Annotated in this window: 6 protein-coding genes; all 6 read left to right on the forward strand. The window is 53.5% G+C overall.

The features are described 5' to 3' along the window. The first annotated feature begins 227 nt into the window (after positions 1-227). From HYE77_RS26720 to HYE77_RS26745, 6 genes are read left to right on the forward strand one after another with little or no spacing between them, the layout of a single operon-like run. Positions 228-422: a helix-turn-helix domain-containing protein gene (locus tag HYE77_RS26720; RefSeq protein ID WP_122517440.1), complete on the forward strand. Its 195-nt coding sequence runs from the start codon at positions 228-230 to the stop codon at positions 420-422. A 2-nt stretch (positions 423-424) separates the two neighbouring features. Further along, positions 425-667, forward strand: coding sequence for a hypothetical protein (locus tag HYE77_RS26725; RefSeq protein ID WP_177069881.1), 243 nt, complete (start codon positions 425-427; stop codon positions 665-667). Beyond that, complete coding sequence (locus HYE77_RS26730; RefSeq protein WP_177069883.1) at positions 660-5,951, forward strand: DEAD/DEAH box helicase; 5,292 nt, start codon at positions 660-662, stop codon at positions 5,949-5,951. The genes HYE77_RS26725 and HYE77_RS26730 overlap by 8 nt, the downstream gene beginning before the upstream one ends. Next, complete coding sequence (locus HYE77_RS26735) at positions 5,948-8,728, forward strand: helicase-related protein (protein WP_177069886.1); 2,781 nt, start codon at positions 5,948-5,950, stop codon at positions 8,726-8,728. The genes HYE77_RS26730 and HYE77_RS26735 overlap by 4 nt, the downstream gene beginning before the upstream one ends. A gap of 22 nt (positions 8,729-8,750) precedes the next feature. Continuing rightward, entirely contained in the window at positions 8,751-13,214 is a 4,464-nt protein-coding gene (locus HYE77_RS26740; RefSeq protein ID WP_177069888.1) for an Eco57I restriction-modification methylase domain-containing protein, read from the forward strand. A 15-nt stretch (positions 13,215-13,229) separates the two neighbouring features. Then, positions 13,230-15,212 (forward strand): hypothetical protein, encoded by a 1,983-nt coding sequence (locus tag HYE77_RS26745; protein ID WP_371321570.1) that lies wholly within the window; start codon positions 13,230-13,232, stop codon positions 15,210-15,212. Positions 15,213-15,306: the final 94 nt, after the last annotated feature.

Consider the following 15,306-nt stretch of genomic DNA (forward strand, 5'->3'; position numbering starts at 1 on the left):
TCTTTTTCAGAATTTCCTTAGCTGCCATTAGTTGGTTGTAGTCGGAGATGATTGCGCGTATGGCACCGGACATTGTGGCCGGTGATTGCTACCTGGACAGCAAAGGTGCCTAGGATTGCTGATCACTGGCTCGCTAAGTCAAGGTACTTCTGTTGGCGATCCAGTTAACCCTACTAAAACAGGCTAAATCCGCTAAGATCCGCGATCTTGTTTCCGTGGATCTAGTCATGACAGACCGTTGGCTTAGCGTTGAAGAAATCACCGAGCACCTCGGCGTCAGCAAGGACACGGTGTACGCCTGGATTGCCAAGCGCCACATGCCGGCACACAAGGTCGGCCGGCTTTGGAAGTTCCAGAAAACAGAGGTGGATGCCTGGGTTAAGGCCGGTGGTGCCAGTGACAGCTGCGCACTAGGCTCGTGATGATGTCCGAACGCTATCGCTTGTCTAATGCCGCGAGCGTATTGTTTGCTCGGCAGGCTGAGCGGGTTGCCGGTCGCAATTTGTCATTGCAAAAAAGCGTGGGGCTGGGGGAATCCGTCTGTGGGTACGTGAACTTCCTTGAGCACATTGTATTGACGCGTCCGCAGACGCTCGAAGGCGAGAGCAAAGCATTCATGACTGCTGGTTATCAAATCGAAGTGGAAGGAGAAACAAAGCATGGATAACGTATTCAATTTCCGCGATCAATTGATAAATGAATACAGCAGCTTTTCCCGCAGCTTCTCCCGGATTCAGGCTGCCGACATCCGAGAGGAAGTCGAACGGCAGTATGCCAGTGGTCGTTATTGGCCTGAACCGCTTATCCAGATCAACCCAAACTATCAGCGCAAGGGTACGGTGCAGCAACTTGCTGGGGACGGCCTATTGCACAAAGCCTGTGCCGAGCTTTTTCAGGTAGGGAAAACGGAAGGTTACCCGGAACCGCTGCACCTTTACGCCCACCAGTTACAAGCCTTGGCCAAAGGTCAGGGTCGCCAGAGCTATGTAGTCACGACTGGCACAGGATCCGGTAAATCTTTGTCCTTTTTTATTCCTGTGATCGATCGGATCTTAAAAGCCAAGGATCAGGATCAAAGTCCGCGTACCCGCGCCATCGTCATCTATCCAATGAACGCCTTAGCCAATAGCCAGCTGGAAGAGCTAGACAAATTCTTGCATGGTTACCCTGAAGGGTTGCAGCCATTCACCGTCGCTCGTTACACCGGGCAGGAGTCGCGTATCGAACGCGCCGCCATTGCTGACAATCCTCCGGATATTCTCCTCACTAACTTCATGATGTTGGAGCTTATTCTTACTCGGTTTGATGAGGACGATCGGCGGGTGGTTGAGCATTGTCATGGCCTGGAGTTCTTGATTCTTGACGAGCTGCATACCTATCGCGGGCGGCAGGGGGCTGATGTTGCGTTGCTGGTGCGACGGTTGCGCGAGCGCTTACAAGCCGATGAGCTAGTTTGCATTGGCACCTCTGCGACTATGTCCAGCACAGGAAGCCAAGCCGACCGCAACAAAACGGTGGCAGAGGTCGCTAGCAAGCTTTTTGGCGCTTGCATTACTGAGCAAGACGTCATTGGCGAAACGCTGGAACGGGTAACAGATCCGCTCAAGGATGTAGCGGCCATTCTACCGAAACTGAAAATTGCGTTGAGCCGTAAGGAGTTTGCCTGGGAAGGATTCGAGTCTTTTCGCGCTGACCCGATGGCAATCTGGGTAGAGCTAAATCTTGGGATCGCTTTTTCGGACAATGAACCTCCACGCCGTGCCAAACCCATGACTTTGCATGATGCTAGCGCCAAACTTGCAAAGGTGGCTGGAGTCACTCCGGAGGATGCTCGCGTTAGTTTGCAACGCTTTTTGGTCGCTGCTCATGAAATCAGAACCCCGCAAGGCCGCCCGCCCTTTGCCTTCAAGCTGCATCAGTTCATCAGTGGTCCGGGAAAAGTTCTGGCTACTCTGGAGGCTCAGGGCGCGCGCCATGTGACCCTCGACGCGCAGCGGTTTGCGCCGGGACGGCAGGACGAAGGTGTCCATTTATACCCCGTACATTTCTGTCGCGACTGCGGCCAAGAATACCACCCTGTGTGGCTTTCCAAGCAACTGCCCACCAGCTACCAGCCTCGCGAAATCGATGATATAGCCGCCGATGACAATGAAGACGTTGCCTTTGGTTTTCTCTGTCCGGTGCAATCCGGCCAAAAGTATGGTGGGCTTTTAGAGGATTTGCCCGAGACTTGGTTGGACCTGAGCAAAGACGAACCCAAACTCAAGCAGAATTACAAAAAACTAGTACCCTACCAAGCATCAGTGAGCGTGAGAGGTGATGAGGGTTCCGGCGAGTCTTTCTGGTATATCCCCGGCAAATTCCGTTTCTGCCTAAAATGCTCGCAAGTGCATGAAGCCCACGGCAAAGACATAAACCGTCTCGCTAGCCTTTCGGGCGAGGGTCGTTCATCTGCCACGACCATCCTTACTTTGAGTGCGTTGCGTCAACTGTTTGCCGAGGGGGACCCGGGTCCAGGACAAGCCGATCCTCGTAAACTTCTGGGCTTTACCGACAACCGTCAGGATGCCGCTCTGCAGGCGGGGCATTTCAACGATTTTGTTTTTCTGTTGACACTGCGTTCCGGCTTGATCGGCGCGCTGCAAAATAGCCAGGGGCTCCTGACCGAAGAGCAGTTGGCCGACTCGGTATTCAAGGCGCTCGGCTTTGACCAACTGAATGACGCCACTCTCGTTGAATACCTGCGTACTCCCAAACTTATGGGACTGGCACGGCAGGAGGCGCAACGCACGCTGCGTTTCATTATCGGATATCGGTTGCTGCGCGACCTTCGCCGAGGCTGGCGCTTCAACAATCCGAACCTTGATCAGTTGGGTCTGCTTGCCATTCGGTATCGCAGCTTGGATGAGTTCTGTGCAGACGATGCCTCCTTTGCCAAAAACTCTACACTGAGCAAACTGAATGCGCACAATCGCACATTCCTCTGCCAGCAAGTTTTTGATGCCATGCGGCGCGGTCTGTGTTTGGAGAGCCGATACCTAGATGCCGTAGAGCAGGATAAAGCCCGTACTAATGCTTTCTCCTACCTCAATGATCGCTGGGCCTTTGCCGCTGACGAGCAATTGGAAACTGCCAAGTATCTAATCCTGGACAAGCGTCCTGACTACAAGGGCAAACCTCGAACCGATCTGATGCCAGGTGGCCCACGTTCGCGCCTTCTGCGCGACATAAAAACAGCGTCTTTCTGGAAGCAAACTTCAGTAGCTGGCCAAGTGGCGAGCTGGAAAGATGCTGACTGGCGCGACTTAGTGGAAGCCTTGCTGCAGGCCGCTAACCTTTATGGCTATGTGCAAAAGCACCCGATTGACCAGCGACTGGTGGGTTGGCGTTTGAATGCAGCGGCGCTGGATTGGTGTCTGATCACTGACGATGCCCAGGGTGATGATAGTCGAGCTAATGCTTTCTTCCGTACGCTCTATCTCAGTGTCGCTACGGTGCTGAGACAAAGCGGTCATTCGCTGTTCGATTTTGAGGCGCATGAACACACTGCCCAAGTCGATGCAGGAACGCGGCAATTGCTGGAGCAGCGATTCCGCTATACCGAGAAAGACCGCAAGGATTGGGCGAGCAACCCAGCGCATGAAGCGCCGCTTGAGCGTTTACCTGTCATGTTTTGTTCGCCAACCATGGAGTTGGGTGTGGATATCTCTGCGCTTAACACCGTTTACTTGCGAAACGTGCCACCAACCCCAGCTAACTATGCGCAGCGTAGTGGCCGGGCAGGCCGCTCCGGACAGCAGGCGTTGGTCGTCACTTACTGCGCTTCTCAGAGCCCGCACGACCAATGGTTTTTCCATCATGCCAATGAGATGGTGCATGGCATAGTACGGCCCCCCACCCTCGATTTGGCCAACCGTGATCTCATACAAAGTCACCTGAACGCCGTCTGGCTGGCCTGCGCACAAGTAGCCCTAGACTCCAGCATCGCACTTATGCTTGATCTAGATCCGCCAGAAAAACCGCTTATCCAGCATTATTACGATGCCCTCAATGACCCCGCGGTTCAGGCAAGAGCACAGCTCAGCGCTTCTCGAGTCATCGCTCAGTTGCAAAACGAACTAAATGGCAGCGACTGGTTTAAACCCGACTATGTGCAGCAGGTCATTAAAGAGGCGCCACAAGAGTTCTCCAACGCACTTGAGCGCTGGCGGGTCTTGTTCGATGCCACCCGCGCACAGATGAATATGGCTGACCAAATTGTAAAGAGCCATACCGCCTCCAACAGCGAAAGACAAAACGCCCAGCGTCGCTATGGGGATGCCGCTCGTCAATACGCCGTACTGCTCAAGAGCGGCAATACGCAGAACTCGGATTTCTATACTTATCGCTACTTGGCCAGCCAAGGATTCCTACCAGGTTACAACTTCCCTCGTTTGCCGCTTATGGCTTGGATTCCCGCTCGTGGCGGTATTTCTAATTCCGGCAAGGACGACGAAGGCAGTATGGTAAGCCGTCCGCGTTTTCTAGGCCTTTCTGAGTTTGGCCCGCGCAGCCTTATCTACCACCAAGGTCGCATGTATCGCGTGGTGCGTGCCAAACTTAACGTCGGCTCGTCTGATCACATTTCGGGCAACAGTCAGTTGGCTACTGTTGCCTCATTGGTCTGTAACCAGTGCGGATATGGTCACGTGGGGGAGCCCGGCGGCGGGCAGCTCGCCGTTAACACCTGTGAAAACTGTGATGCACTGCTAACCGAGCATGATTGGGTGCGTGAGCTTTATCGCGTCGAGACTGTCGAAACCGTAGCTGTCGAGCGCATCTCCATTAATGATGAAGACCGACAACGTCAAGGCTTCGACTTACAAACTACCTACCGTTTCCTGCCTGGGCCTGATGGTGTCATCCAGAAGCGTAAGGCGGAAATCCAGCAGGGCGGAGACGTACTGGCCGAGCTCACCTATGCTCCCGCCGCCCGCTTGTGGCGGATAAATCGAGGCTGGCGTCGACGTAAGAATAAGGAACAGCTCGGCTTCTACATTAATCCCATCACTGGTACCTGGAGCAAGCAGGACGATCCTAGTGGCAGCGAAGACGGCGGCAATGACGAAGTCTTACTAGACAAAATACCCAATCAGCGCATCGTTCCGTTTGTCGAGGATCATCGAAATCTGTTGATTTTGGCACCGCTGCACCCGCTTTCCACTGAGGCGATGGCTACCTTGCAGGCAGCGCTCAAGCGCGGTATTGAAATGACCTTTCAGATCGAAGAGTCCGAACTGGTCGCTGAGCCATTGCCCAAAGGCGACGAACGCCGGGCGTTGATGTTTTACGAGGCAGCCGAAGGCGGTGCAGGAGTGCTAACCCGCCTAGCAAGCGAGCCTGCCAGTCTTGCGCAAGTCGCTAGCAGCGCCCTGAGTCTTATGCATTACAACGTACCGCAAGGTGAGTGGCAGTTCGACAACCTACCCGAGCTAGAACAAATCGACGCAATGGGCCGCCGTATCTGCGAAGCCGGCTGCTACCAATGCCTACTTTCATACTTCAATCAGCCCGATCACGAGCACATCAATCGCCGCAACGCTGATGCACTCAAGCTTCTGGTGGCGTTGGCCAACGCCCAAGTACAACCGGGTCAGGTACCTGTCGCGGCGGCACGCAGTTCAGTCAGCGGCGGTGATGACCTACTAGAGCAATGGCTGCAAGTCCTTAGTCGGGCAGGGCACCGTCAGCCCGATACCATCAATGTGTCAGTCCTTAATGGGATGGCTATTGCAGCCGGACAGTACAAAGCTCTCCGCGCATTAGTATTCCTTAAGGCGGTATCCAATGAGTTGCATAGCCTACTAGTCGACAAAGGTTGGCAAGTGATTGACTTTTCCGACCCATCACAATGGTCAGTCAAGTTCGCCCGCCATGCTGACGTGTTTGACATGCCAGAGAAACAACAATGACGACGCTCGAACACGATTTCATGCCCGGCAACTTGATTCGCGCCCGTGGGCGCGAGTGGGTAGTACAAAGCGACTCTCGACGCGACTGGCTGCGTTTGCGCCCGTTGGGTGGCGCAGATGACGATACCATCGCCTTGATTCCTGAGCTTGAGCTTGAGCCCGTCGAACCGGCAACCTTCCCATGGCCACAGCCTGAACAGGCTGGCAACCATGCATCGGCTCTGTTATTGCGCGATGCGCTGCGTTTAAAGCTTCGTAACGGTGGTGGCCCGTTCCGCTGCTTTGGCAATATCGCCGTCGAGCCTCGTGGTTACCAATTGGTGCCGTTGTTGATGGCCCTACGCTTGACGACTGTACGTTTACTGATTGCCGATGACGTAGGTGTCGGCAAAACTATTGAAGCCGGCTTGATTGCCCGCGAGCTGATGGATCGTGGTGAGATTAGCCGCCTTGCCGTACTTTGTCCGCCGCACCTCGTCGAACAATGGCAAAGTGAGTTGGAAGCCCGCTTCAATCTGCAAGCCGTCGCGCTTACCTCTAGCAGCGCTAGCCGCATTGAGCGAGACCTGCCACACGGTGTTAGCCTGTTTGATCACTACCCTGTGGTGGTGGTCAGCCTCGACTACATCAAAAGCGAACGCCACCGCGAACACTTCCTTTCCATTGCTCCGGAATGTGTAATTGTCGATGAGGCACACACCTGCGCTAGGAGTGGTGCTGGTAAACAACTGCGCTTTGAGCTGTTGCAACGCTTGGTGAAAGACGAAAGTCGCCATCTGCTGCTGCTCACCGCCACACCGCATTCTGGCGACGAAGTCGCGTTCTACAACTTACTTTCCTTGCTTGACCCGCGCTTTGCTGCACTGCAAGGACGTATGTCCACCACTGATCCGTTGCGCCAGGAGCTCGCCCGCCATTTCGTCCAGCGTCGCCGTAAGGATATAGCCGAATGGCAAGCGGAAACCGGCGATGGCCGTGGTTTTCCGCGCCGCATGAAAACCGAAGTTACCTACCAGCTTAGTGGTGACTGGGGCCGCTTTTTCGATGCAGTACAAAGCTACTGCCGTGAACTTGCCGAAAGCATTGAGCAGACAAAGTCCGGCAGCGTGCGTCTGATCTGGTACGCCACCCTTGCCCTGTTGCGTTGCGTTGCTTCCTCTCCGGCAGCGGCAGTTAAAGCCTTGACCACCCGGATTGAGGGCGCTCTCGAATTCGACGATCTGCTGACCGACGAACGTTTACGTGACGGCGAGGCTGATGACCTGGAAAGCAGCGACTTGGAGCCACCAGCTCAACTCCAAGATGGCAGTCGCCTGCAAACCCTCATCAAAGAGGCTGAGCGCCTTTCTGGCAAGGCCGGCGACCCTAAACTCTCTAGCCTTATTCAGCACCTGCAAACCCTGATTAAGGATGGCTACCAGCCGGTGGTGTTCTGTCGCTATATCGCAACCGCTCACTATGTGGCCGAGCACCTGAAAAAAGCCTTCCCAAAGGTCACCATCGAAGCCGTCACCGGCGAATACACACCAGAAGAACGTCGAGAGCGAGTTGACGCAATGGAGGAGGGGGACCAACGTATTCTGGTCGCCACAGACTGCCTTTCTGAAGGCATTAACCTGCAGCACTTGTTTACCGCCATCGTCCACTACGACCTGGCTTGGAATCCAACTCGTCACGAGCAACGTGAAGGCCGTGTCGACCGCTTTGGTCAGCAAGCGGCGGAAGTGCGTTGCACGATGCTCTATGGGCAGGACAACCCAGTTGATGGTTTTGTGATTAACGTCATTCTGCGCAAGGGCGAGGCCATCCAGAAAGAGCTCGGCGTATTAGTACCCATGCCCGAAGATGAGCAGCGCATCAGCCAAGCACTGGTGAAAGCTGCCCTTATGAAGCGTGGCGGGATCAACTCTCCCTATACGCCAGATATGTTTGCTGCCGCGAATGTTGAACTGCAGCCGCTGCAAGCCCAGTGGCAGGACGCATTGGAAAAAGCCAAGGCCAACCGCACGGTATTCGCTCAACGACGTATCCGTCCTGATGAAGTGTTACCTGAATGGCAAAAACAGCAGCAGGCTCTGGGTACCCAGGCCGACGTTCAACGCTTTGTACAAAGCGCCTGCGCCCGATTGAATTCCCCGCTGGAACCCACGCATAAGCCGCATCACCAGCGATTGCTGCCACAGCACTTGCCCGACGCTTTGAGGATGCGTCTAGCCGATGAAGGCATCGGTAAACCGCTGATAATTGATTTCAACGAGCTGCACCGCAGCCATCCACTGGTCACCGTACTAGCGGAATATCTGCTTGAAGATAGCCTTTCGAGTGAGCATGCCATCGCTGCCCGCAGCGCTGCCACTCTCACCGATGCGGTGGAAGTGGTTACCACCATTTACCTGCTGCGCCTGCGCCACCAGCTCGGCTATGTGCGCCGTCGCGAACCTTTTCAAATGATGGCCGAAGAAACTGTGGCGCTGGCCGTTATAGGTCGCAGTAGTCCGCAGTGGTTGAGTGATGAGTTGGCCAGCAAACTGCTGCAATGTACGCCTAGTGGCAACCTACCCATTGAGACCATGCAGCGCGAAATCCGCACCGCTCTTGATTTCCTTGTCAGCAACCAGCAGCGACTAGAAACGTTGGCTACCGAACGCGCCAACTCGTTGTTGGACGACCATCGTCGCGTGCGCGAAGCCGCTCGAGATGTTGGTCAGTACAGCGTTAGCCCCTGTCTACCGGTAGATGTGATTGGTGTGTATGTACTGCTACCGGATTCGCTGTAAGCGGGCCTAGGGAAAGTCAAAAATGAAAAAGCTTCGCAAAACTCAGGCCGCGCTCAACCTACCTACTCTTAAGCTCGAAGGCGGTCTATTCCTGCCTGACCAGTTGGAAAAGGCCGCCCTTGGCAGTGCTAAATGGCAAACCGAAACTGATTACCTCATCCCTAAGGGGCTCAAACTCAAGGACGACTACAGTCGGGCCTTCCAAATTGCCAGCGCCCAGTACAAACACTTTATTGCGCAAATAGACCGTACGGATTTGGATGCAGGGGAAGTCACGCAACTTCTAGTGCATGAGCTGCTGAGAGATGCCTTTGGCTACAGCAATCTTTTGCGAGTCAACGGCATTACCGTGGGTGAGCGTCACTACCCCGTGCAGCTACTCGCAGGATCTTTACCCATCGTCATTGCTCCGCACACATTGGGCTTGGATGATGCCGATACGTGCTTCGCTATCGCAGGCAGCGGTAACCGAAAAAAGTCCGCTTTCCAACTCGCGCAGGAACTGCTTAACGCCAGCTCCGAGTACCTCTGGGCGATTGTCAGTAATGGCAAACAACTTCGTCTGTTGCGCGACGCAGCCACACTCACCCGTCCCAGCTTTTTGGAAGTGGACCTGCAAGACTTACTTAGCGGTCAGCGTTATGCCGAGTTCACCAATGTCTGGCGTCTGTTGCACGCCAGTCGTGCCGGCAATGACCCACAAAGTTGCATCTGGGAGCGTTGGCGCGAAGCCGGGCAGGAGGAGGGCACCCGTGTACGTGATGGTCTTCGCTTGGGCGTCACCCAAGCGTTGCTCACCTTGGGCGAAGGCTTTTTACAGCACCCTAGCAACGAGGTCCTGCGCCGCGCGTTGCACGACGGAGAGCTGAGCAAGGATGCTTATTTTCAGCAATTGCTGCGTCTTATCTATCGGCTCATCTTTCTGTTCAGTGTGGAGGAGCGCGGCCTTTTGCATCCAGCAGACGAGAATAAAGAAGCTATCGCCGCCCGTCGTTCATATTCCGAAGGATATGCTGTGAGCCGCTTGCGCGAACTTTGTTTGAAGCGTCGTAGCCGCAATCGCTTTGATGATCACTGGCAAGCATTACGCATCGTCTTCAATGGGCTAAATGGGGGTGAGTCTCGCTTGGCCTTGCCCGCACTTGGTGGACTATTTGCACAAAATCAGTGCCCGCAGCTTGATGCATCGAGCTTAAGCAATGCTCATCTGTTGGCCGTGATGCAAAACTTACGCTGGTCCAACCGTGGGGGCACCCTGGCGCCGGTAGACTACCGTAATATGGGGCCAGAAGAGCTGGGCAGTGTATACGAAAGCCTTTTGGAGTTAGTGCCGGAAATTGACCTACCCGCCAAAAGCTTTGGCTTTATCGGACTGACCAGTGAGGGTAGCGTCGCCGGCAACGCCCGCAAGCTTACTGGTAGCTATTACACTCCTGACGCATTAGTCCAGGAGCTGATCAAGTCCGCGCTCGACCCGGTGATTGAGCAGCGTTTGGACAATAATCCCACTAACCCGATTGAGGCGCTGCTATCTATTCGAGTGATTGATCCTGCCTGCGGAAGTGGCCACTTTCTTCTTGCAGCTGCCCGTCGCCTAGCAGAAAAGCTCGCACAACTGCAGACGCCCGAAGGAGCAGTAAAACCGCAGGACTATAGGCACGCTCTACGTGAGGTGGTCAGTCGCTGTATTTTCGGGGTGGACCGAAACCCAATGGCATTGGAGTTGGCGCGTACTGCTTTGTGGTTGGAAGGTTTTGAGGAGGGTCGTCCTCTGGGCTTTCTTGATCACCATCTCCAATGTGGGGATGCATTGCTGGGCCTGACTCACCTGAGCGCACTGGAATTTGGTATCGCAAAGGATGCCTTCAAACCTTTGTCTGGAGATGACAAGGAGGTGTGTAAGGTTCTCGCTAAAGCCAATGCCTCAGCTCTGAAGCACTTGGAGAGGAAACGAAATGCCCATGCGTTCGGTCAGTTGGATGTTGAGTTTGAAGACGGTAACGGATTAGCGGCCCTGCAGATGCTCGAAGCTCTGCCACAAGACAGCGCCCAACAGATTATCGATAAGGAAACTGCCTACCTTGAGTTCCTGGCGACGGCCAAAACCAGCCGTTTGGCTCTTGCCGCGGATTTAGCGCTAGGTGCTTATTTGTTACCCAAGACCGAAGCCAGCCAAGGCTCCATCCCCACCAGCGCCACTCTCTATCTCACGCTGCTAGGCGATACGCTTTCCGACGCGAACCACCAACAACTAGCCGCGGCGCGAGCGGTATGTGTAGATGCCCGCGCATTGCACTGGCCATTGGCTTTTCCGCAAGTATTTGCAGTCGGTGGATTTGATTGCGTATTAGGCAACCCACCGTGGGAGCGTATAAAGCTGCAAGAGGAGGAGTTCTTCGCTACTCGTCACCGGGATGTCTTTGATTCAAAAAACAAGGCCGAGCGTAGCCGGCGCATTCAGTGGTTAAGTGAAGGTACGCTGTCAAAAAACCTTTACCCTCGACTAGAATATAACGTGTCCGATCGTGAAGTTGAGCAGCGCTTGTATGCAGAGTTTATTAGTGCTCGCCGCACGGCCGAAGCTGCTAGTTTATTTGCGCACGTCAAAGGGGAGGACGGCGGACGTTACCCACTCACTGGCGTAGGGGATGTGAACACCTATGCGTTATTTGCCGAAACCATTAGTCAAATTACAAAGGAAAACGGGCGTGCGGGGTTCATTGTTCCGACCGGCATAGCTACTGACGATACTACAAAGGCTTTTTTTGCCGATGTAGTAAAACGTAAAAAGCTGATTAGGCTCATAAGCCTGTATGAAATTCGAGCATGGTTCAAGGCGACGGATGATAGGAAGTCCTTCTGTTTGCTTACGTTAGGGGACGGGGATTCGGCAGATTTTCTTTTCGAGGCGAAGAGCGTGGAGGACTTTGGAAAGATAGAAAAGTGGTTCAAGCTATCTTCCGAAGATTTCTTTTTGCTCAATCCCAACACCCTCACATGTCCTGTGTTTCGGAGCAAGCGTGACGCCGAGCTGACTAAGAAGTTATATCACGTGACCCCTGTATTAATCGAAGAGGGTAAGTCGACGGGCAACCCCTGGGGCATTTCGTTTATGACTATGATGCACATGTCGAACGCTAGCCACTTGTTCTATGAAACGCCTGGTGACAATCGACTGCCGCTGTACGAAGCCAAGTTGATCCATCAATTCGACCATCGTTGGGCCAGCTACAAGCTTGATGGAGGTACCCAAGATGTCACGGCAGAGGAAAAGAGTAATCCTGGCTTCGGCATTACACCACGCTATTGGGTGGACTCAGAGGAAGTTGAGATACGTCTGAATGGAAAGGATTGGGCGCCCGGTTGGTTGATGGGGTGGCGAGATATTTGTCGTGCGACTGACGAACGTACAGTGATTGCGTCTGTTATGCCAAGAGTAGGGGTTAATCATAAAACCCCTCTATTTTTTGCTAAAAAATCGCCAAGTTTCTCGCATGTGGCGGCATTGCTTGGGAATATGAACTCCCTTGTGCTGGATTACGTCGCTCGGCAAAAAATTGGTGGCACTTCGCTAACTTACTTTTACCTGAAGCAATTGCCCGTGCTTGCACCAGGCCGTTATACCGATGACGACTTAGTCTTTATCGTCCCACGATTACTCGAGCTCACTTACACAAGCTACGACCTCGGTCCTTGGGCTAGAGATCTGAGTTATGACGGTCCGCCGTTCGCTTTTGATCTCGATCGTCGTGCCCTGCTGCGTGCCGAGCTTGATGCTTATTACGCTCGCCTTTATGGCTTGGCACGCGACGATCTGCGCTACATTCTCGATCCGGCTGATGTTATGGGCAAAGATTATCCCAGCGAGACGTTTCGCGTACTTAAAAGCAATGAAACTAAGTCTTTCGGTCAATATCGCACTCTACATTTAGTTATGCGTGAATTCGACCGAATGACTTTGGCAGAAGCTAGTGGTGAAGCCTATGTCAGCCTCTTGATGCCACCACCTGGACAACAGACACAGCCAACTTATTCGGAGCGTGGCGTTATTCGCGATGAGCTAGATGCTCGTTTGGCGGGGCTGCTGCTCGCGTTGATTCAGCAAGCAGGGCGTTTACCGCGTCGTCAGTTGTACGACGCTTCGCTTATTGCAGCCCGGTCTGAATTGTTGTTGGCTTATGTAGGGGAGACGAATGCAAAAAAAGTTGCGATCTTTGAAAATCAGTACGCCGGGATCTTCGACTCCACGCGACTGGAAGGTGGTCGGATACAGGATTGGATTCGTTATTTCGAGGCCGCTGGCCTGGTGCGAGTGGAGTCCGATCAACTCGTCGCGCTAAAGGGACTAGATGTTCCTGCTCATCTGATTGTCGATACTCAAGCTGCGTCAGTCGCTAGCATTCTGTGGAACGCTGCGAAGCAGATGCAGGTTGGTGCTGGTGACGTAGAGATACTGATTAGTCAACAATCAAGCAAACAAGCCTAGGCAGGGAGCGAAGCGGTGCAGGAATTGATCCAGCAATTACCGGAAGTGAGGCACAGTCCGCGTTTATGGTTCGAGCGTTTGACTCTCTTTCGTGAAGCGGGTCCTGACCATATTCTTCGCACCGTTACTTTTCGGCGTGGCTTGAATATTGTCTGGGCCAAGGAACCGCTGGCTGGTAGCGCCTCTGGAGCGCGTGCAGCAGGCCACGGGGTTGGCAAGACCTCGTTATGCCTGTTACTGCGCTTGTGTCTGGGAGATACAGCCAAGGCCGTCAGTGAGGTGCGTGAGGAGTTGTTCGGTGAGTTCCCGCAAGGTGGTGTCGCGGCCGTTTTGCATGTAGAGGACCAAGTATTCACTCTGTTCCGCCATTTCAATACCTACAAGGAAGGTATTGCTCTGGAAGGTGACGACATCAACGCGCTATGGGGCGAGGAAACCGGCGATACAGACCGCTCATTTATACAACACCTTTCCGACACAATGATGGTTAAGGTTACGCCACGCGCTATCCCGGAAACTGATCAGGCTATTGAATGGCGCCACCTCTTGGCTTGGATCAGCCGTGACCAAGGTTCGCGCTTTAAGTCTTTTTTCTCTTGGCGCGAGGGCGAGGGCACGGGTTTGCAACGCAGTCGCCAGGATCCACCCATTATTATGCGTGCAGTTTTGGGTTTGCTGGATCAGGCGGAATCAAGCCTCATGAGTCGCTTGGCTGAGTTGGAAACGGACCTGGAGCATGCTAAGAAGCAAACGACTGCGTTATTGCATGAGCCAGTATTGATCCGCAAGCGCATTGAGTCTGACCTACGTGCTTGGCGGAATCTATCGGATAGCTTGCCGATGCACGCTGAGGATTTGTTTGCTAACTCAGTGGTAAAGGAAGTGCGTAACGCTACTGATAAAGCAGCGTCTGTATTGCAGGATTGGAATGAGCGTCAAGACGAAGCCGAACAAAATCTGGCAAAGCTGCGTGCAGAAGTAACGGAACTACAGACTCAGCTCAACAGGGCAAGCTTAGAGTACGATTATGTTGAGGCAGCAAGGGTGGGAGATGAGGACGCCTATAAAGCAATTGGCGTGAAACTACTGAGGCTCACTCAACTTGCAGGGGACTGCCAAGAGGGGAATATTTCATTTTCGAAATGCCAGCACATCCAGGCAGAAGTTGGGCGCTTGCAGGTGGCTAATCTAAGAGATGAGCGTGATAAGAAAAGCTTGAGTCGTGCCATGGAGGAATCTGCATCACGGGCGGTAGCTGTACTTCAACGTAAGAAGCAGTTCGAAGCTAAGCTTCAAAGTCTGGAGAAGGTCGAAACTGAATTGGTTGGTAAGCGCAATAAAATTCGTGAAGTTCGGGATAAGACGTCTCATGAGGCTCGTCGCGGAGAAGAACTGCTTGTTGAAATGGGACGTTGGGAGAAGTCGGCAGGCTCCTCGGTTTCCCAAGCTGCTATTGATCAGTCCTGTGCTAAGTCTGAGGGCATTGAACGCGATATAAGTAGCACCCGAACTCAGTTGGCGATAGTACAGAAAGATTTATCAACCCGAGAAAAACGTATAGCCAGCATCATGGATCGTCTTACGGGAGAACTGCTGTCCAATGACGCGTTCGGCGCATTTGATCCCCGCGATGAAAATCGACCTTTCCGAATATCGATGCGAGGCGGTGAAGCCTACCGTGTGTTGGAGGTTCTATTGGGTGATATCGCATGCCTTATGGAAAGCGCAGGGGATGGTAATGCGTTTCCTGGTTTGGTCATTCACGATTGCCCACGCGAAGCAGATATGAGCGCCGGGTTGTATGAGGGGTACCTGCTATTAACCGATCGTCTGCAGAAAGCTTTTGAAGTCGGCGCGAATATTCCGTTTCAGTACATAGTGACCACTACCACACCTCCCCCAGCGGAGCTGATCGGTAGCGAGCGGGTGTGTCTGTTACTTGATCCTAGTTTTGATGATGGCATGCTTTTCAAACGTCGATTTTCTGAAGCGATATGAAAGCAGCGGATTCATCTCAATGGCTCAGACAAGTTAGTCGGTTACGGTTTATCGGTCGAACTTGCTTGATGCAGGACTTTTTTGTCATGACGTT

It is taken from the genome of Pseudomonas sp. IPO3774 (assembly GCF_013386835.1).
Taxonomy (GTDB): Bacteria; Pseudomonadota; Gammaproteobacteria; order Pseudomonadales; family Pseudomonadaceae; genus Aquipseudomonas.